Source organism: Anaerotignum sp., from assembly GCF_031981185.1.
Lineage (GTDB): Bacteria > Bacillota > Clostridia > Lachnospirales > Anaerotignaceae > Chakrabartyella.
The window spans coordinates 32,346-51,148 of sequence record NZ_DALYUL010000025.1; the positions used below are offsets into that span (position 1 = coordinate 32,346).

Annotated in this window: 17 protein-coding genes and 2 pseudogenes; 17 read left to right on the forward strand and 2 right to left on the reverse strand. The window is 37.1% G+C overall.

What is annotated here, in order from left to right; genetic code table 11:
• From RTK36_RS13215 to RTK36_RS13260, 10 genes are all read left to right on the forward strand, one after another.
• On the forward strand, positions 1 to 817 hold an 817-nt coding region (locus RTK36_RS13215; protein ID WP_312047710.1), incomplete at its 5' end, for an aminotransferase class V-fold PLP-dependent enzyme.
• Positions 804 to 1,247 carry a Fe-S cluster assembly sulfur transfer protein SufU gene (gene sufU, locus RTK36_RS13220; RefSeq protein WP_312047711.1) on the forward strand — a complete coding sequence of 148 codons (444 nt, stop codon included), beginning with the start codon at positions 804 to 806 and terminating at the stop codon, positions 1,245 to 1,247. The genes RTK36_RS13215 and sufU, both read left to right, overlap by 14 nt.
• A gap of 14 nt (positions 1,248 to 1,261) precedes the next feature.
• On the forward strand, positions 1,262 to 1,459 hold the full coding sequence (locus tag RTK36_RS13225; protein WP_312047712.1) for a hypothetical protein: 198 nt from the start codon (positions 1,262 to 1,264) through the stop codon (positions 1,457 to 1,459).
• A gap of 673 nt (positions 1,460 to 2,132) precedes the next feature.
• Positions 2,133 to 2,648, forward strand: coding sequence for a DUF2179 domain-containing protein (locus RTK36_RS13230; RefSeq protein WP_312047713.1), 516 nt, complete (start codon positions 2,133 to 2,135; stop codon positions 2,646 to 2,648).
• Positions 2,649 to 3,027: 379 nt separating this feature from the next.
• The gene (locus RTK36_RS13235) at positions 3,028 to 4,113 is read left to right on the forward strand and encodes an ABC transporter permease (RefSeq protein WP_312047714.1); all 1,086 of its coding nucleotides are present in this window, start codon (positions 3,028 to 3,030) and stop codon (positions 4,111 to 4,113) included.
• Positions 4,106 to 4,780, forward strand: coding sequence for an ABC transporter ATP-binding protein (locus RTK36_RS13240; RefSeq protein WP_312047715.1), 675 nt, complete (start codon positions 4,106 to 4,108; stop codon positions 4,778 to 4,780). Before RTK36_RS13235 ends, RTK36_RS13240 begins: the two co-directional genes overlap by 8 nt.
• Before the next feature lie 24 nt (positions 4,781 to 4,804).
• Positions 4,805 to 5,230: a flavodoxin domain-containing protein gene (locus RTK36_RS13245; RefSeq protein ID WP_312047716.1), complete on the forward strand. Its 426-nt coding sequence runs from the start codon at positions 4,805 to 4,807 to the stop codon at positions 5,228 to 5,230.
• Positions 5,231 to 5,233: 3 nt separating this feature from the next.
• On the forward strand, positions 5,234 to 6,319 hold the full coding sequence (locus RTK36_RS13250) for a radical SAM protein (RefSeq protein ID WP_312047717.1): 1,086 nt from the start codon (positions 5,234 to 5,236) through the stop codon (positions 6,317 to 6,319).
• An 11-nt stretch (positions 6,320 to 6,330) separates the two neighbouring features.
• Positions 6,331 to 7,014, forward strand: coding sequence for a response regulator transcription factor (locus tag RTK36_RS13255; protein WP_312047718.1), 684 nt, complete (start codon positions 6,331 to 6,333; stop codon positions 7,012 to 7,014).
• A 6-nt stretch (positions 7,015 to 7,020) separates the two neighbouring features.
• Complete coding sequence (locus RTK36_RS13260) at positions 7,021 to 8,097, forward strand: sensor histidine kinase (protein WP_312047719.1); 1,077 nt, start codon at positions 7,021 to 7,023, stop codon at positions 8,095 to 8,097.
• Between the two features lie 717 nt (positions 8,098 to 8,814).
• On the opposite strand, the gene RTK36_RS13265 is transcribed toward RTK36_RS13260, so the two are convergent.
• Positions 8,815 to 9,108 (reverse strand): hypothetical protein, encoded by a 294-nt coding sequence (locus RTK36_RS13265; RefSeq protein ID WP_312047720.1) that lies wholly within the window; start codon positions 9,106 to 9,108, stop codon positions 8,815 to 8,817.
• Positions 9,109 to 9,265: 157 nt separating this feature from the next.
• Between RTK36_RS13265 and RTK36_RS13270 the strand changes: the two genes are divergently transcribed.
• Positions 9,266 to 9,625, forward strand: coding sequence for a hypothetical protein (locus RTK36_RS13270; RefSeq protein WP_312047721.1), 360 nt, complete (start codon positions 9,266 to 9,268; stop codon positions 9,623 to 9,625).
• A 221-nt stretch (positions 9,626 to 9,846) separates the two neighbouring features.
• On the opposite strand, the pseudogene RTK36_RS13275 reads toward RTK36_RS13270, so the two are convergent.
• Positions 9,847 to 10,098: pseudogene (locus RTK36_RS13275) on the reverse strand (IclR family transcriptional regulator domain-containing protein); the annotation flags it as partial.
• A 75-nt stretch (positions 10,099 to 10,173) separates the two neighbouring features.
• On the opposite strand from RTK36_RS13275, the gene RTK36_RS13280 reads away from it, so the two are divergent.
• The 6 genes and pseudogenes from RTK36_RS13280 to RTK36_RS13305 all read left to right on the forward strand — a co-directional run bounded on the left by RTK36_RS13280 (position 10,174) and on the right by RTK36_RS13305 (position 18,612).
• Positions 10,174 to 10,398: a 2-oxoacid:acceptor oxidoreductase family protein gene (locus tag RTK36_RS13280; RefSeq protein WP_312047723.1), complete on the forward strand. Its 225-nt coding sequence runs from the start codon at positions 10,174 to 10,176 to the stop codon at positions 10,396 to 10,398.
• 15 nt (positions 10,399 to 10,413) lie between these two features.
• A complete protein-coding gene (locus RTK36_RS13285; protein ID WP_312047724.1) occupies positions 10,414 to 10,683 on the forward strand; it encodes a 4Fe-4S binding protein in 270 nt (89 codons plus the stop codon).
• The gene (locus tag RTK36_RS13290) at positions 10,683 to 11,078 is read left to right on the forward strand and encodes a hypothetical protein (RefSeq protein WP_312047725.1); all 396 of its coding nucleotides are present in this window, start codon (positions 10,683 to 10,685) and stop codon (positions 11,076 to 11,078) included. The genes RTK36_RS13285 and RTK36_RS13290 overlap by 1 nt, the downstream gene beginning before the upstream one ends.
• 26 nt (positions 11,079 to 11,104) lie before the next feature.
• Positions 11,105 to 11,905 (forward strand): annotated as a pseudogene (locus tag RTK36_RS13295) (transketolase C-terminal domain-containing protein); the annotation flags it as partial.
• Between the two features lie 1,104 nt (positions 11,906 to 13,009).
• Positions 13,010 to 14,758 (forward strand): S-layer homology domain-containing protein, encoded by a 1,749-nt coding sequence (locus RTK36_RS13300; protein ID WP_312047727.1) that lies wholly within the window; start codon positions 13,010 to 13,012, stop codon positions 14,756 to 14,758.
• Positions 14,759 to 14,772: 14 nt separating this feature from the next.
• Positions 14,773 to 18,612 carry a hemoblobin-interacting domain-containing protein gene (locus RTK36_RS13305; RefSeq protein ID WP_312047728.1) on the forward strand — a complete coding sequence of 1,280 codons (3,840 nt, stop codon included), beginning with the start codon at positions 14,773 to 14,775 and terminating at the stop codon, positions 18,610 to 18,612.
• Positions 18,613 to 18,803: the final 191 nt, after the last annotated feature.

Below are 18,803 nucleotides of genomic sequence, written 5' to 3' on the forward strand. Positions count from 1 at the left end.
GGTCTATTTGTATCTTGACGAAAACGGCATGATTCCGGAGCAGGAGATTGAAACCAAAATCTCTCAAAAAGCAAAAATTGTATCGGTTACCCATGCCTCCAATGTGTTGGGGGGCATGAGTCCTATGGAAAGCATTGTGAAGAAAGCACATGAGGTCGGAGCCGTTGTCATTGCGGATTTGACGCAGAGTATTGCCCATAGAAAGCTTGATGTTGCGAAGCTTGATTTAGATTTTGCCGTATTTTCGGGTCACAAGATGTATGCACCTATGGGAGTCGGCGTATTATATGGAAAAGAAAAATATTTAGAGCAGATGACGCCGTTTCTGTATGGGGGCGATATGATCGAAGCTGTGTTCGAGCAGTCAGCCACCTTTGCACCGCTCCCCCAAAAGTTTGAGGCGGGAACTCAAAATGTGGAGGCGGCAGTGGGGCTGTCCGCATCCATTCAGTATATCCAGAACATTGGATTTGACGAGATTCAAAGAATTGAAAAGCCTTTAATTCAGTATGCGCTGCAAAGACTCAGTGAGAATCAGTATCTCACCCTTGTAGGCAATCCAGATCCAGAAGACCGGACAGGGGTCATCTCATTTAACGTGAAAGAAGTTCACCCCCATGATGTTGCGTCCATTCTAGACGCTGACGGTATTTGTGTTCGTTCCGGTCATCATTGTGCACATCCGTTGATGAGCTATTTAGGACTGACCGCCACGGCACGCATCAGTTTGTGCTTTTATAATACGGAGGAAGATATTGATCGGTTGGCGGAGAGCTTGAAACATGTCAGGAGGTGGCTAGGGCTTGGATTTGAGTGAAATTTATACGGAAGTGATTGCTGAACACAGCGTTTCTACAAAAAATAAAAGAGAAATGGAGAAGCCGGATTTCGTGATGGAAGGCGTTAATCCAAGCTGCGGAGATGAGCTGGCCATTGCGGTGAAGTTCTCTGGAACAACCATTGAGGATATCGCCTTTACCGGCTCCGGCTGTGCAATTTCGCAGGCATCCGCCTCAATCATGGCGGATTTGCTGCGAGGAAAATCTCTGGAAGAGGCACAGTCGTTGACTACACTTTTTCTGAGCATGATAAAGCGTGAAATTACGGAAGATGCATCCCTGGAAGCACTGGAAGAAGCGGTTGCGCTCAAGAATATTTCCAACATGCCCGCACGGGTAAAATGCGCAGTTCTGGCATGGCATACCGTTCAGGAAGTGATTGAGAAAAGAGCTGGGGACCAGCAATAAACCACGTTTATCAAATGGAAGAAAAATCTTATCGTAAGGTTTATTATGTAGATAAAGATGAGCTGGAACAAAATATTCTAAGGCAAGTGGCGGCTGTTAAATTAGTAGATGAAACAGAGGATAACCAAAATACAAAAAAAGGACGTAAGCAGCATAACCATATTGCAGAAGGTGAAATTAATCCGAGGCTGAAAGTATTTAGAAAAAAGTAATTGGTTAATCATCAAAAAGGCATAGTTTCCCATAAGGGCATGCTATGCCTTTTCTGTGGTCTGAGGTGGAGTTCATAGGTGAACTACCCAGAAGGTATCCACCCTAAGATAGACCTAATAACAGAGAAAAAAGTAATCTTAGACAGTTGTATTAAAAGATATTAAAATGGTAAATTAGATATTGAGTGTGATACGGAGAGAGAGGGGGCAAATGCCACATTTATAATTCTTTTTAGCTCAATTTTTGTGTTTAAAAGAAATAATAGATTATTTTTTTGAAAGATAATTTGGATAAAGAGAGTATCTAAATGTTTGCTTAAATCTCTAAACTGATGTAAGATATCATTATTGTTTACTCACCCCAACGTTGAGACAATAGAATTATTATAAAGGTGGACAAGTAAGAGGGTCGAAAAGGTCTGAAATATGGGTTTCCTAGGTTTATATGAAACTTTTCTGAGGTGTGAATCATGGGAATTCCTTGCCGAATCATCTGTTGGAAACTGATCAATCCTTAAGGTTGAGTGGACAGATTAGCTTTAGATAAGTTGAGGAGACAGCATTGGTATAGGTAGGTTTACAATAATATAGCCTAATTATCATTGCCTACTCTATATTTAAATCTTTGAGGAATAAAATTGCTGAAAATTAATTTAAAAAGCCGGAGGAAGAAATGTCATTAATATTATTAATAATTTGCATTAATGTTATTTATGTTTCAATTAATACGCTAAGGACAATCCTTGTTATAAAAGGTCAGCGTCTTTTAGCTTCCGTAATGTCTGTATTTGAAGTTGGGGTATATCTATATGGACTTACGATTGTATTGAACAATTTAAATAGCCCAATTAAAATTATTGCTTATTGTATTGGCTATGGTTTAGGAGTTTATATTGGAAGCTTGATTGAACAATATCTTGCACTTGGATATGTACAAGTGCAAATTATCGTTGATTCCGTTGCCAATGATCTTCCAAACTTTTTGCGTAAAAAAGGATTTGGTGTGACTTCATGGACGGCAGAAGGTAGAAGTGGATTACGTCTAGTCCTTCAGGTATTGGCGAAACGTAGTAATGAAAAAGAACTGATTAAGCTTGTAAATGAAATTGCTCCGAATGCATTTGTTATTTCATATGAACCAAAACATTTTATAGGAGGGTTCTGGATAAAGAATATTCGGAATTTTTAGACATGAAACACAGAATAGTTGCAATCGTTCGTGTATTGACACGGTGGGTCTTGTGTCAGAAGGCACCTATGCATGTGACTAGATGTGGATCATATAGAAAGGGTGCCTCTTGTTTTATCTTTCAGTCACAGCAATGGACTCCGACTGTCAACATATGTTTGAAATATAGAGATGTTTGTTTGGACATTTTAAATCCGAATTTAATGGAGCAAATATCTGATTGTCAAGTAATAAAGTGTAATCCATAAATTATAAAAACTAAAATGTTCACTGTTGAAAAATTCTCCAGTGAACATTTTTTATTTTGGTCATATTCAGGTCATATAACCTTGATATAGTCTCTAGCATAGCAAGAAAAGATAAGGGAGAAGATGATAAAATGTTATTAGCATGGAAGGAAATAAAACATAGTAAGAAAAAGTATTTACTAGTTGAACTGATTTTGGTTCTGCTGATTTTTATGGTCTTGTTTTTATCGGGATTAACGAATGGATTGGCAAGAGCAGTGAGCGCAACAATATCAAATATGTCGGCAGAATCATTTTTGTTAAGCAGTGATTCAGAAGATATGCTTGCATTGTCTAATATTGACGAGGAACAATATGAATCTATACAGAAGCAGTCAAATTATGACACCGCAGGATTTTCAATTTTTCGTTCTACGGTAAGTAACAGTAATGACGTTGAAAAGCTTAATGTGATTTATTTTGGTATTGAGACGGATAAGTTCTTAAGTCCAGAGATTATTGATGGGAAGCAACTTTCAGAAGGTACACATGAAATTGTACTGGATTCTTCTTTTGAAGAAAATGGAATTCAGATTGGTGATGTGATTAGAGATTCTGGAACGGACTATGAATTTACAGTTGTTGGGTTTGCAAAAGATGCCATGTATTCACATGTAGCAGTAGGATTTATATCATCAGAAAGTTATGAAGAGATGAGAAAATGTTCTGTTCCAGGGTATGTGTTATCCTATAATACAATTGCAGTGAATAAGGTGGCAGACGTGCACTTCGATAATCTGGAAGTGCTAAGTAAGGATGAGGTAATACAGGAACTTCCTGGCTATGCTGCTGAGCAGATGACAATTCAGATGATCCTATGGGTTTTACTTGTAATCTCAGCAGTTATTCTTGGGATTTTCTTCTATATTTTAACGATGCAGAAACAAAGTCAGTATGGCGTGTTAAAGGCAATTGGAATGAAAATGACAGAGATCAATATAATTATGATGTCTCAGATTTTGATGTTATCAGTTTGTGGAGTAGTAATAGGAAATTTACTTGCATTTTTAATGGCTTCAGTTTTACCCGCTGCAATGCCTTTTTACCTAAAATTATCAGATGCATTATTAATATCTTGTGTATTTGTATTGATTTCATTGGTATTCGGATTGTTTTCCACAAGATATGTTGCAAAAGTAGATCCTTTGATGGTGATTGGAGGTGCAGAACATGAGTAAAGATATATTAAATATGCAGAATGTAACAAAATCATTTCAAGATGGAATGAGCAAACGCGTGATTTTGGCAAAATTAAATCTTACAGTAGGTGAAGGAGAATTTGTTGCGGTCGTTGGGCCATCAGGAACGGGAAAAAGTACATTCTTGTCAATTGCTGGCGGATTACTTTCACCAGATAGTGGAACTGTAATGATTCATGATAAAAATATATCTTCAGAATCACAGAAACATCTTACAGAGATACGAAGACGGGAAATAGGTTTTATTTTTCAAAGTCATCAGTTGCTCCCCTTTTTGACAGTGAGAGAACAGCTTGGAATTGTTGCGAATATGAATGATAAGGCAACTTCAAAAGAAATAGATGAATTACTAGAAGATCTTGGGCTGACAGAATGTCAGAAAAGATATTCTGCACAGTTATCTGGTGGAGAAAAGCAAAGAACTGCCATTGCCAGAGCATTTATGAATCATCCATCATTGATTCTTGCAGATGAACCAACGGCAAGCTTAGATGCAGAGAGGGGGTATCAGGTTGTGGAAATGATTCGTAAGGAAGTGAAAAAATATCAGAAAGCAGGAATCATTGTTACGCATGATGAAAGAGTGCTGAATTTAGTTGACAAAATTTATGATTTAAAAGCAGGACAATTAGTGGAAAGAAAGTAATATTATGAAGAAAGAGGTGAAAAGATGAACACGAATACGAGGTATGGTGTATATTATTATTCAAAGTCTGGAAACACAAAAAAATTGGCATCAAAGATTGCTGATACAGTAGGATGTACGGCTAAGACAGTAAATGAAAAGGTAACAGAACATATAGACGTGCTTTTCTTAGGAGCTTCTGTATATTGGGCAGGAATCGATCCTAATGTAAAAAAATTCATACACAGTTTGGATGCTTCAAAAGTAGGAAAAGTGGTTGTTTTTTCCACATCTGCACTGACAGAGCGTGCAAAACCAGAAATTCAGAAACTTCTAAAACAAAGAGGCATTGCAGTTGCAGAAAAAGATTATTATTGTAGAGGTGAATTTACATTGCTACATAAAGGAAAGCCAGATGAAAAAGATTTAAGTGATGCAGCTGTATTTGCAAAAATGATGATGGAGGAGTAAATTATGGAGAAAGATTTTAATTTAGAGAAATATTTATCTAACGGCGTTGAGAATATTGTAAAAAGCGCAGTAAGAGCAACATTAAAAGATCCAAAAGAAAGCATATTTATGGCAAAATATGCAATTTCCAGCAAAGAAGCAACGAAAAAAAGAAGACTTGCAAAGGAACAAGAAGAGAATATTCCGCCATTTTTGATTGCAAGTATTACTAGTAACTGTAATCTTCATTGTGCAGGCTGTTATGCAAGGTCTAACCATGCTTGCTCTGATGAAAAAGCTTTTTCACAGCTCACAAAAGAAGAGTGGGCGAAAATATTTTATGAGGCAAGAGACCTTGGCATAGGCTTTATTCTTTTAGCGGGTGGGGAACCAATGATTCGAAGAGATGTCATTGATGTAGCTGGAGAGATACCAGAGATTATTTATCCCATTTTTACCAATGGAACAATGATTGATGAAAAGTATTTGGAAGTATTGGATAAGCACCGTAATCTAGTGCCTGTTATCAGTATAGAAGGTCACGAAAATAAGACCGATTTAAGAAGAGGTAAAGGTGTATACGATAAAATTACAAAGGCCATGGATGCTTTAAAAGAAAGACATCTTGCATTTGGTTCTTCTGTCACACTGACTACGGAGAATATGGAAGAAGTTACTTCGGAAGGGTTTTTACATACATTAGAGCAAAAAGGAACTAAGGTTGTATTCTACATAGAATTTGTTCCGGTAACACCTGAGACAAAGCATTTAGCACCTGGGGATGAAGAGCGAAAATGGATGAATCATAAGTTACAGGAAATCCGAGAGAATCATCCAGATACTATATTTATTTCATTTCCAGGAGATGAGAAGACGTCAGGTGGTTGTCTGGCAGCTGGAAGAGGCTTCTTCCACATTAATTCACATGGAGGTGCAGAACCTTGTCCGTTTTCTCCATATTCCGATATTAATGTGAGAGATACATCTCTGAAGGAAGCAATGCATTCAAAACTATTTCAAAAGTTGCAGGATCAGAGTATACTTATGGAAGATCATGCAGGAGGATGTGTACTGTTTGAAAAAAAGGAGCAGGTAGAAGCGCTCCTGTAAGGAGGAAACTTATGTTTTCTATTTTAGTAGTAGAAGATGATGAAACTTTAAATAAAATGATCTGCGCAAAGCTGAAGCAGGAGCAGTTTGAAGTGCATACAGCATTTGACGGAGAACAGGCATTGGAAATCATGGATCAGGTTCATGTTGATATACTCATATGCGATATCATGATGCCAAAGATGAATGGGTATGAACTGACAGATTCAATTCGTAAGGCGAATTTCACATTACCGATTTTAATGGTGACTGCGAAAGATCAGATTGAGGATATGGAAATGGGATTTCATGTGGGTACGGATGATTATCTTATAAAACCTTTTAACATGAAAGAAATGGTGCTTCGAGTTCAGGCACTATTGAAACGCTCCCAGATAATGAATGAACATCAAATGACATTGGGAAGCACCGTTCTCGATTATGATGCATTAACTGTGAAGAGCCAGGAAGAGACACAGGATCTACCGCCGAAGGAGTTTTACCTTTTATATAAATTATTATCTAGTCCGAATCATATTTTTACCAGGTTAGAACTCATGGATGAAATTTGGGGAATGGATTCAGAAGCGGATGAGCGTACGGTAGATTCCCACATCAAGAAATTACGTAGAAAGTTTGAAGCATGTTCTGATTTTGAAATTGTAACAGTTCGTGGACTTGGGTATAAAGCAAAAGTAAATGCTGAGAGAAGGTGATTACTGGTGAGACAGAAAAAACAATTGCGTCGATACAATAAAAATCTGGGTCATTTTCTAGCGGAAGGGGTACTAAGAGCAATTCTGATTAGTTGTATAATTGCAGTTATTATGGTAGCAACAATTGCCATGATTGTAATTCCAAGTCTGGAGGATTTGACACCCTTTGTTATATGCGCCTTAGCATTGTTTGTTTGTTGTCTGACTGTTTGCCTGACAGGTGCAATTCTTTTTGTAAGAACTAAGAAAATCACAACACCAATCACTCGTGTAAACGATGCAATCACCAAGATTGCATCTGGTGATTTTGCAGTTCGTATTCAAAATGATAAGAAAGTGGATGATAGATATCAATATGAAAATGAATTAGATGAGCTGACCCATAATCTAAATAAGATGGTGACAGAACTGCAGGGCATGGATTATATGAGAAAAGATTTTATGAGTAATGTATCTCATGAAGTAAAGACTCCGGTAGCGGCTATTACGGGATTTGCAGAAATTCTTTTGGATGGGAATCTCTCAGAAGAAGACCAAAAGGAGTATCTCACACTTGTATATCAAGAGTCCATTCGATTATCAAATCTATGTGAAAGCATGTTGCAAATGTCAAGATTAGACCATCAGGAAATAATATCAGCAAAAGACAGTGTGCGTATAGATGAACAGCTTCGAAAGTGTATGATTCTTCTTTCGGAAAAGTGGCAGGAGAAAAATATTGAGTTTGTACCCGAATTAGAAGAAGTCACACTTGTAACAGATAAGAACCTAATGATGCAGGTTTGGATTAATCTGATTGATAATGCCATGAAATATTCAGAGGCGAACACGAAGATTCATATTACGCTCACTAAGCTTGAGACTGAAATTTATATTGTTATTTGTGATGAAGGTATAGGTATCCCGAAAGATAAAATGGACAAGATATATAATCGTTTTTATCAGTGTGAAGAATCTCACAAGAAACAAGGCGCAGGACTTGGTCTTGCAATTGTAAAAAGAATTTTGGATTTACTGCATGGAACGATTCATTATGATAGTGAGCAGGGAAAAGGAACGAAAGTCACAGTTGTGTTGAAGTAGTATCAGCTAATAGAAACAGAAGAGAGGAAGAAGGTCCCATCAGGCTCTGCCTACATCATTTTACGCACTCAAGGCATACGGAATGTGTTTGCCTACTGGAATGTAGCAAAAACGTTGAAAAATAAGGGAATCCGGTGTCGTTTTTTAATAACCATGACAATTGAAACCCTTGAGTATACAAAACAGATGACAAAGGGTGTTTGAAAGAAATAAAATATAACATAACCACAATACGTTGTGGCTCTGAAGAAAATAGGGGGCAAAAATCGGATGGATAAGGACGGTTTTTGCTCCTTTTAAAATAGATAAAAATATGATAAGTAATCCGAGGAAAGTTTGAATTGCTTGTAAAAATAATTTCTATGAGATTATTTTTTTTGCTATCAACTTTTTACCAATGAGAAGTGTCTAATAATTATAGAGAAAAAAATAAGAAGACAAAAAAATGATATAAAATATATCAAAGATTATCTAATTGACCATTTATGCAAGGAGTTTTCCCATAAGGGGAGATAAAAGAATAAATAGTATTTTTAATATACTAGATTAAATTCAACATGCTTGCTGAACAATAATAATGAGAAATTTGATTTAACATTGTATTCATATCGCTCTATAGTTATTACAGGAAGGGTCTATTAGCCAGTTGTGTAAATCCATTTATCAGTAGTTCAATAAATATATGAGCTGTTTCTTCTTCAGAGTATTTTTCTTGATCTAGCCACCATCTAAACATTTCCATTGTGACAGCTGTGATTGATATTGAAAAAAGGTCTTTGGGAATATGTGAATTAATAGAAAAAATTTCCCAAAATTACTTATTAATCTATTTTTTATTATAGATTTAGTTTGTTTTTGCATTTCATTGTTTGAAAAAAGCAATTTAAATAAATTTTTATCTGAAGATATATTTTCATTTTCTACAGAACCTAGATGATAGTTTTTACTAGGCATTAAATCAGGATAACGGGTGTTTTTTAACATAATCTTTAATGTCTTGTATAATTTCATCTAAAAGTTTATCCTTTGTTTCATAATGAAGATAAAATGTGCTTTCTCGGCCAATTCAGTTACTGTTATCTTTTCATAATCGTTTTTTTGAATTAGTGATACTTTATTAACAAAGGAAGAACAGGCTGAGGCCAATGTAAAGGCTGTAAAAGGACAATTGTTAGCAGCACAAGCAAAGTATCAAAAGATGGCTACAGTTGAAGAATTGGCACAGGCTAAAGCAAGCTATGACTTGGCGGAAGCCAATTTTAATCGAATATCTACTCTTTACTCAAACGACGTAGTAAGTAAATCTGAATATGAATCTATTGCTACACAATATGAAATTACAAGTCAGAAGTATCAGGCAGCTAAAAAAGGAGCCCAAAATGAAGATAAACAGATGGCAGCAGCAGCGGTAGATACGTTGGAAGGGGAACTGGAAGCTGCAAAGTCCGTTTTAGCTGAATTTCAAACTTATCTTCGCAGGGATGGACATAGATGGGAAGATTCCACAAGACACCTTTACCAAAGATAAAAGCGGCGGTGTGTGGTGTTCTTGTGAGGAGCAACCAGCTATTCCCTATCAAATCCCTACACATTTTTTCCGTTCTCATTTCTCTAAGAGAAAATGCTGAAACCACAGAATCCAAAAGTATCCCGAAAGCCTATAACAAAGGAGTCTAAAAGAGGTTTTCCAAAGCAAGTTAACCCTAATTCTGCCTCTTCATTATCACAGGAATAGCCTTCAGCCTTAACTTAGTCGAGGACTTTTAAAAGCTCCTGTGCATCGTTAATGGAGGTAGGGGTGGATTGAACGAAAGTTACTTTTCGGATGTATTGATTGATTACTTGATCCGATTGATATGCAAGGATTGCTTTTCCTGTTGCAATGCAGTGGGCATACTGTCTATAGCCTAGGAAAGTGCCCATTTTTAAACAGGAAGTTCCGAGGGCTTTATCGATAAACATTACATGAATACTGTCATCAAGTATAGAAAAGTGGCAGGTTTCTCCAGAGTTTTCGCCATTTCAAGCAAATAGGGATGTACCAAAGAAACAAGGTCCATACGATTGTAGGGAAGCATGCCTAAGGAGTGTGGAAGGGTATCCATAATTGATGCGACAGGAATTGCTGAAAAGCTTCTTGGCAAGAATGTTCCGAATACAGCAGTGCTAGGCGCATTTGCGAAAGTTTCGGAACTTGTAGATAAGGATCTTTTATTTCATGAAATTGAAAAGGCGTTTGGTGCTAAAAATAAAGAAGCGGCGATACAGGCTTATAAACAGGTTGTTACTGTAGAAAGATAAGAGGGAGGAAGTATTATGAGCAAACATCAATTTGTGACGCCGATTGGCAACGATGGCATGTATATACTCGATACAGCTAGCTGGAGAATATTTCGTCCTATAATGGACAAGGAAAAATGTGTGGAATGCGGGATGTGTATGGCATACTGTCCCGTTGGTGCAATTATTGGCGTAACTGCAAAAAACTATCAGATTACATATGATTTTTGTAAAGGTTGCGGTATTTGTGCTAAAGAATGTCCATGTAAAGCAATTGATATGAAATTGGAAGGAGCTGATGAATAATGGGAATAAAGAAAGTATTAACAGGTAATTATTCGGCGGCTGAAGCCGCAGTATTATGTCGTCCTGATTTGGTTGCGGCTTATCCCATTACACCACAGTCTTCCGTTGTGGAATACATTTCTTCCTTTGTTAATAATGGGAAACTTGATTCAGCTATGGTTCAGGTGGAAAGTGAACACTCAGCTATGAGCGTTGTTCAGGGGGCATGTGCAGGTGGTGGCAGAGTTTTTACAGCAACGAGCGCCCAAGGATTAGCGTTGATGTATGAGCCATACTTTAGAATGTCTACATTAAGGCTCCCTATGGTTATGGCTTTAGCAACAAGAGAAATGACATCTCCAGAAACTGTATGGAGTGGTCAACAGGATGCAATTTCCGTCTGTGATGCAGGTTAGATTCAGGTTTTTGCGACAGCAATCAAGAAATTCTGGATATGGTAGTTCAGGGTTATATGATTTCAGAAGATGAATGTGTTTTAATACCTGTTAATGTATGCTATGACGGGTTTTATAGTTCCCATTTAACGGAAGGTGTTGACTTGCCGACTCAAAAAGAGGTTGATGAGTTCCTGCCTTCTATGGTGGCTGGCAACCACCCTGTTCTTGGCCCTGATAATCCTTTTGCATTGGATCCATTGACATCAGGATCTTTGTTAATGAAATATCGTAAAAACCATCTGGATGCCATGAGCGAAGCGTTGTCAGTAATTGACGAGGTAGATAAGAAGTTTGCTGAAAAATTTGGGCGTTCCTATGGCGGAACCATTGAAGAATATCGGAGTGAGGATGCAGATATTGTTATTGTAACTATCGCAAGAAAGACGGGTACTGGCAAGGATGCGGTTGATATTGCTAGAGAAAAAGGGATTAAAGCAGGCTTGATTAAATTGCGTTTCATTCGTCCCTTCCCAGCAGAACGTATTGCAAAGGCATTGGAAGGGAAAAAGGCATTTTGTGTATTTGATCGTAGTGTATGCTTCGGATGGAGTCAAGGTCCTATGCATATGGAAGTCAAGTCGGCGGTTGCTAATTTCGAATACAAATTATGCCATTTTTCCGTAATTGGTGGGCTTTGTGGAGCTGATATTTCCCTTCAGGAAATGTTGGTGACAATTGATATATCGACTTTCTTCTTTGCAGTGTGTATACTGTTCCAAGACATTTCCTATCCAAGAAGAAGATATGAAACAATTGAAGAATCAGTTGCTGCTAACACAGAATGAGTATACTTATGATTATGGTAAAAAATATTCATGTGTAATAGTAAATGAAGATTTACCTGAATTTATATTCTGTTAAAAGAAATAAAGTTCTTACAATTTGAATATAGATATGGCAAAAGCATGCAGTTACAAGTGTTTATTTTATATTAATATTGAGGTATAAAAAATGGGAAAGAGAAAGCTGTATAAGAATGACAGGTCAATAAGGCTAAGAGATAATAACTACTCGGAGCAACTTCCTTCACTAGATTTAAGTGCTTTTCCGCTAATAGATGATTTCAGATCACTTTGATAGGGCGAGGTAATTGGGGCATGAATCTCCATTATTTTAACCAAAGTTTAAATAAAAAGATAGCTTCGTTTCCGTGGTGGGATAATGCTGATAAAGACATTAGCATACTGTGTATATCTGATATTCCTTTAGGCACACTTAGAAACCCTTTTAACGATTGAGAACAGTCTTGGCAAATACTTATCTGGGAAAAGAGGGACTACATTTATATCATGCAAGGGGATGATCCCTGTTGTTCGTAATTTCATATATGGTTTAGAGTCCGGAAAGAAAACTGTTTAGCTGAATGGGAAAAAATGATAAATAATTTCCATTAGATTTAGATTTGGATTATATTGAAAAAGTAAGAATAGAAAGGTTAATAGTAAACTCCATTACTCACATATGGAGCATTTTGCAATTGAAAAATTAAGCCTTTGCAATCTTCGCCTTCACATTTAACATTATTTTTTCCTTCCGTCAAAACGAAATTTTTTCCTCTTATATAATTATCTCTCCCTTGGTTTTCTAGATTAACAAATTCAACTTCATACGGATAGGCAATATTTTCAATAGAATTTTATAATAAGAGAAATTGGATAAACGACGAACGAAATAATGTATGTTGTTTGTATTCATTTTAGTGTTATTTTTTTCTGCGCAGTTGCAATTGAGAATTTTTTTATTTTATTCTACGTAAATGAGAAAGTTAAAAAATTGGATTGACAGGTTTAAAAGAATATAGTAATGTTAGCCTTAGCTAACTATTAAAAGGGAAGGTTTTTATTACCCTTGCCTTGTGAGTGTAATGATCTATTTTAAAGGGGGAAATTATGAAACAAGTAAAAAGAGTTACAGCAATATCCGCATTGTTTTTGTTTGCATTTTGTGTACAAATTTATGCGACAGAAACCAAAATTGAAGATATGCCTGTAGGATGGTCGAAAAATGCAGTTAAGCAAGCTGTTAGCGAGGGGTGGCTTACAGCAGATCAAGGTAAAATATATCCTGAAAGACCATTAACCAGAGCAGAACTGTCCGCAATAATCAATCGTATTTTTAATACTGAGATGCTTGAGGATATTGATAAATATGCAGATGTACCAAAGGGAAGCTGGTACGAACAGGATATGGCTAAGGCAGTGAAAATGAAAGCACTGGTGGGAGAAGGAGATAAACTGTATCCCCAGCGTAAAATTACACGCCAAGAAGCATTTTCTGTGATATGCCGTGTTCTAGAAATGGGTGAAGGAGATACCAGTGTTCTAGAAAAGTATATGGATGGTTCAAGCGTTGCGTCATGGGCGAGAGGCAGTATGGCTGCTATGGTTGAGCATGGATATGTTCGAGGTTCTAGAAATGAATTGCGTCCCAGCGCAGAGATAACCAGAGAGGAATTTGCCCAGCTTATGACGGTGATTACTGAAACGGTTGTAACGTCGCCGGGAGAATATACACAAAATCATGCAGGTAATGTACTTATCAATTGCTCTGGCGTAACGATAAAAAATTCTGTTGTGCAGGGTGACTTAATTCTCTGTGATGGTATTGGCAGTGGCGATATAGCATTAGAAAATGTTACAGTTAATGGACGTCTGGTTGTACGGGGTGGTGGTAAAAACACAGTTAAAGTAATTGAATCAAAAATCAAAGGGGATGTAGTCATCAATAATGTGAATTATCCCATTCACCTTTCGGCTGATGCTAAAACCCTTCTTAAGAAAGTTATTATAAAGAATGAAGTGTATTTGGATGGAACCATAGAGAATCTTACTGTAGTTGAAAAAGCAGAGGTTACTCTTCTAGCTGGAGAAATTCAAAATATAGAAATTCTTTCTCCTGCGGATAGTTCCAAGGTTGTAGTAAAGGAAAGTGGGGAAATTAAGGCTGCAACAGTGTATGCAAAAAACGCAGAGTTTTCTGGAGATGGAAAAGTTGAGGCTGTATTGGCAAAGGCATCAGGTATCTCTGTTAAGACCCATGGTACGCAAGTAACAGTGGAAAAGGGCGAGAATATTTTAGCAGGTGATGTTACTGTCACGGAAGGTCAAACTGTGGTAGTGGATATGGGGAAAAAGTCGACAACTAAGGATATAAAGAATAAGAACAAAAGTGGTGGCGGTAGTAGTGGTGGCGGCTCTACCAAGCCAGACCCAGGGACAAATCCGGGGACAGACCCAGGGACAAATCCGGGGACAGACCCAGGAACAAATCCGGGGACAGACCCAGGAACAAATCCGGGAACAGACCCAGGAACAAATCCGGGGACAGACCCAGGAACAAATCCTACAACAGAGCAATGGATCGATGCTTCTAAAACGGGAATCATGAAGGTGGACTTTGCCAATTATGCAGTGGTCGCTTTAAAACTAGAGAAAATGAAAGGAGAAAATCCATCCGAATATACGTATTACGTAAATGGGCAAAAAGTAGATGCAGAGGATATTAGCATAGTCATGAAATCAAAAGATAATTCAGTCTTGGTTATCAAAATGTTGTTACAAAACAATTCTGGTAACCAAACTTTAAAACTGGTGAGAGCTTCCCAACATACAGAAGTTATTTTAACCAATTTGCAATAGAAAGGAGATATACCGTGAAAAAATATATAGCAATATTGCTTGCCACATCATTTTGTATCACCTCAAATGTAGATGCATTTGCCGCCACGTTAGAAGTTTTTGGAACAACAAAAATGAATTTGTGGGATGTTTATCTAACAGAAAATGCAAAGGAAAAACCAGATGCAATCAGCACAGCAACCATAGATGCAGTGGCACATGCAACGTATAGTATTTATGATAATAAGCCTGTAGAAATAGATACAGCTGTGGATTTGGGATTGATTGCTGATGCGAAAATTTTAAACTATAACGGGATTAATAATGATATGGTGAATCGTATCATCTCCACTTGGGAAGATGGTTATTGCATTCCTCTTTTAGGACAAGGGTTCGATTCTTATGAAACAAATGAACTTACAAGAAACGTGGTTCGCTATACGGACGCTAAGGGCAAAGCCTATGATTTTTCTTATGATGATATTGCTAACGCCAATCCCATTACAGAAGATTTTACATGGGAGAAGTTTGCTAAGGTAAATTCTGAGCAAAGCGCAACAAAAGCACCACATTCTGCGAAATATTTATTAAATAATGGAAACTTCGGAAAGCGTGCTTTAGTAGATGTAACCTCTGGGATAAATCCGCCACAGCTTACGATAGATGATGAGTATAGCAACAACGCTGCTGTAAAAGGGAAGTTTATAAAATTGGATTTTGAAAACAATGCTGAGTGGGCAAATGCTGTTTATGCAATTAAAGTCAATGAAACAGGCTTGATTTATGGAGATTTGGATACATCATTTGGGTATAACGATGCAGCAGGAGATACTACGTTTTTGAATGGCTCAAAAAAGGCGGATAAAAGTAAAATACTGATTCGACTTAATCAAAAATTTAGACTGGGTAAAAACAAGCTAACCTTTATGGCAAAAGGCTATCAAGATGCAGAATATACATACACCTTAACGGAATCTTTAATAGACTATCCGTGGTTATTAGAATTCAAAGCTGTGAATGAAACCAAGCAGGATGCGCCGTTGGAGAACAGTACCATTATGCAAGGAGATGTCATTCGCATCAATGTATCTGGTGGGGATTATTTTAATAAGTTCGACAGAATTTATATTGACGGAAAGCTTTTACCATATGAGAGTGCAAGCAATTCCAGTTATTTGTCTTATTATAAATATGGCGATGGTGGGAAAACCCTTTGGGTTTATACCAGCAATCTTTCGCAGGGGCTACACGAAATTCGTTTGGCAAAGCAGAGATATAATGATTTAGAATATTTCTTCACAGTAAGCACAGAAGGAATGAAACAACTTCCAACATTAACCCTATTAGACAAAAATGGTGAACCAGCTACCCAAAATTTCTCCGTAAAAGGTTCCCCTATTGTGCTAAAAGGAAGCAATTTAAATGACCTAAAAGAGTGGTATGGAAAAATCAGGGATGTATTATATTCTGGTCCGAACAACGAAATAAATGATATTACAGATGCGATATTGGATGAAACGAACCAAACAATTACTTTAAATGCATCCAGTATGCAGTATTGGAATAAGGGCGGAGAACATTCTCTGTTAATACGGTCTTCCGGTTATCCCGAATTTAAAATTTCACTAAAAAGAGGAAATGTCTTGCCTGAAAGCAGTGCAGTAACGTATCGTGCAGAAGATGGCTATGTAATCATATCTTCTGACTACAGCTATATTTCAGCCGAAAATTTAAATGCTGTTGTGATTAATGGTGTGGAGTATTCACCTAGTCTATTTGAAATGAAGACAAGCTATGGCGCTCCTTCCACATTGACAATTCCATCTGAATATTTTGAGGCAGACACACAGGCAACAGTTAAGGTTTTATCCAATGGATACATGGATTTTTCTGCTACACTCTCTATTCCAAAAGAGCATAGCAAGAGAAAAGAATCCCCTCAAATTCAGGCTGAAGTTACAAAAGTGATTGTGAATGGTACCATTGATTCTATACTAAAATTATGTGAAGAGGAACAAGATTGGAAAGATAAAATAAGCAAAGTAACCATGAAGAAAACTTCAGAAACTATTGGCAGCGGAACGGTTATTTCGTTAAATAAAATAACTAAAACGGAAAGTGGGAAATTAACCATTTCATTAGCCAGCAGTGGATTACGAGCAGGGACATATTTAGTGTACATTGATGCTACTGGATACACAACAGCAACTTTCACTGTGGAAATTGGGGATGCAGTTCCTGGCGAAACAACCTATGAGCTGAATGCAGATGGAAGCGTAACCATGACTGTGGGTGGTAATAGTAGCACATATGTAAAAAATATTGCTGTTAAAGTTGATGGGCAGGACGTGGCAAGTTCTGCAATCACAAAAGGAACAAATGCTTTTACAATCTCAAAAGACAGTTTTTCAGAAAAAAGAGCATATCAAGTTCTTTTAAGCTCTACTGGATATATGGATAAAACCATAGAGGTACAGACAAATGTGCTAGATACGCCAGAACTTCAGCTCAAGGGTGTGGTGGACACATCAACAAAAAAGATGATAGTAACATTTGCTGATGACGAAGGTTGGCAAAAAGCAATCAGCGGCGTGGAATTTGTTAGAAATAATGGAAGTGGCATCGGCGCTACATTAGAAGAGACAGATACCCAGGGAGAAATATCTATAAATCTTGGGACGATGTATGCAGCTGACAAATATATTTTAAAGATTGCTGCAACGGGTTATCGTAATGCATTTTTAGAAGTCAATGTCTTAAATGCCATTCCAAGTGGTACAACCTACGAATTATTGTTAAATGGAGCTGAGCAGGAGACTAAGATTTCTTTTGGCAGTAGTAGTTATGCGAATGCTATAACTGAAATTATAATTGGAGAAAAGGTTTTCAAAAAGAATGAAGACTTTACAATTTCAAGTAATGTGGCTACATTAAAAGATGCCCTTTCAGAGGGAGCCTCTGAAGTGAAGATTATCTCAACAAATTATCCTGATCAGATTATTCAGATAGAAAATTTATCGATACCATCAGAAAGCATAAGTTTGCCAGAAGTTATTTCATCAAAGACAGACTTCATCATTACTTCTAACGACGATGCTTGGCTGAATGCAATTCGTTCTATTACGATCGGATCTACAAATTTTACTTCAGGAAAATTAACAAAGGATAGTGGAAAGATTACCATTGGAGTAAATGAATTAAAATATTTATATGGAACAGGAAAAAGTGTGAAAATTACTGCAGATGGGTATCGCAGCATTATGTTTACAAATGTTACCATATATGATAAGTTGGCTAGTGATTATTCCCGCGAAACCAAGTGGACAGAGCAAGGCTTGGAGGTAAATCTGAATGAGACAGGTAACAGTAGTTATTACTCCATAAAAAAGGTGTTTGTTGATGGAATTGAGGTAGAAGCTGAAAAGATAATTGCACCAAGCTATAGTAATAACTATACGCTTGTGATTAAACCAGAGGTTTTTAACCCACTGAATGGGCAACGGGTTTCTATTAAAATTACAAGTTATTCTGCATATACGCAAGATATTGATTTAACGATTGATGTTGCGTTAGAGACAGAAGAAAATTCACAGGGCTTAGTAGGACAAAGCTTAATTTCAAATGAATCACCAATGGAAGATATCAATGGGTCATTAGAAAATACTCAGAATGAAGAAATAAATGAAGAAACGAATGAAGAAACGAATAAAGAAACGAATAATGAAATGAAAGATGAGTCCCAGAACGTGTTGAAAAAAGATATGGAGGAGTCATCTGAGAATTCAGATGACACAGAAAAGGTATTAGAGGAACCTGTGGAAGCAGAACAGCACACGGAAAAAGAAATCGAAGATACGTTAGAAGACGTTCAGTAAACAAAAACCAAGTGGGCATAGGAAGAAGGTTGTAGTAGAGAAGTTCCGAGAAACAGAAATTTCAACAAAAAAAGCCCCTGAAAATCAACAATCCGAAGAAACAGCAGAATAAGACCTAACTCTAAAATCTGGGTTGGGTCTATTTAGTACCATAAAAGTGTAAGTGTTAAGCACATCATTAGTGCTAAAAC

Coding starts and splice junctions, on each gene's coding strand:
- RTK36_RS13225 (WP_312047712.1), top strand. CDS start 1,262: ATGGAAGAAAAATCTTATCGTAAGGTTTATTATGTAGATAAAGATGAG.
- RTK36_RS13230 (WP_312047713.1), top strand. CDS start 2,133: ATGTCATTAATATTATTAATAATTTGCATTAATGTTATTTATGTTTCA.
- RTK36_RS13235 (WP_312047714.1), top strand. CDS start 3,028: ATGTTATTAGCATGGAAGGAAATAAAACATAGTAAGAAAAAGTATTTA.
- RTK36_RS13240 (WP_312047715.1), top strand. CDS start 4,106: ATGAGTAAAGATATATTAAATATGCAGAATGTAACAAAATCATTTCAA.
- RTK36_RS13245 (WP_312047716.1), top strand. CDS start 4,805: ATGAACACGAATACGAGGTATGGTGTATATTATTATTCAAAGTCTGGA.
- RTK36_RS13250 (WP_312047717.1), top strand. CDS start 5,234: ATGGAGAAAGATTTTAATTTAGAGAAATATTTATCTAACGGCGTTGAG.
- RTK36_RS13255 (WP_312047718.1), top strand. CDS start 6,331: ATGTTTTCTATTTTAGTAGTAGAAGATGATGAAACTTTAAATAAAATG.
- RTK36_RS13265 (WP_312047720.1), bottom strand. CDS start 9,108: ATGAAATTATACAAGACATTAAAGATTATGTTAAAAAACACCCGTTAT.
- RTK36_RS13280 (WP_312047723.1), top strand. CDS start 10,174: ATGCCTAAGGAGTGTGGAAGGGTATCCATAATTGATGCGACAGGAATT.
- RTK36_RS13285 (WP_312047724.1), top strand. CDS start 10,414: ATGAGCAAACATCAATTTGTGACGCCGATTGGCAACGATGGCATGTAT.
- RTK36_RS13290 (WP_312047725.1), top strand. CDS start 10,683: ATGGGAATAAAGAAAGTATTAACAGGTAATTATTCGGCGGCTGAAGCC.
- RTK36_RS13300 (WP_312047727.1), top strand. CDS start 13,010: ATGAAACAAGTAAAAAGAGTTACAGCAATATCCGCATTGTTTTTGTTT.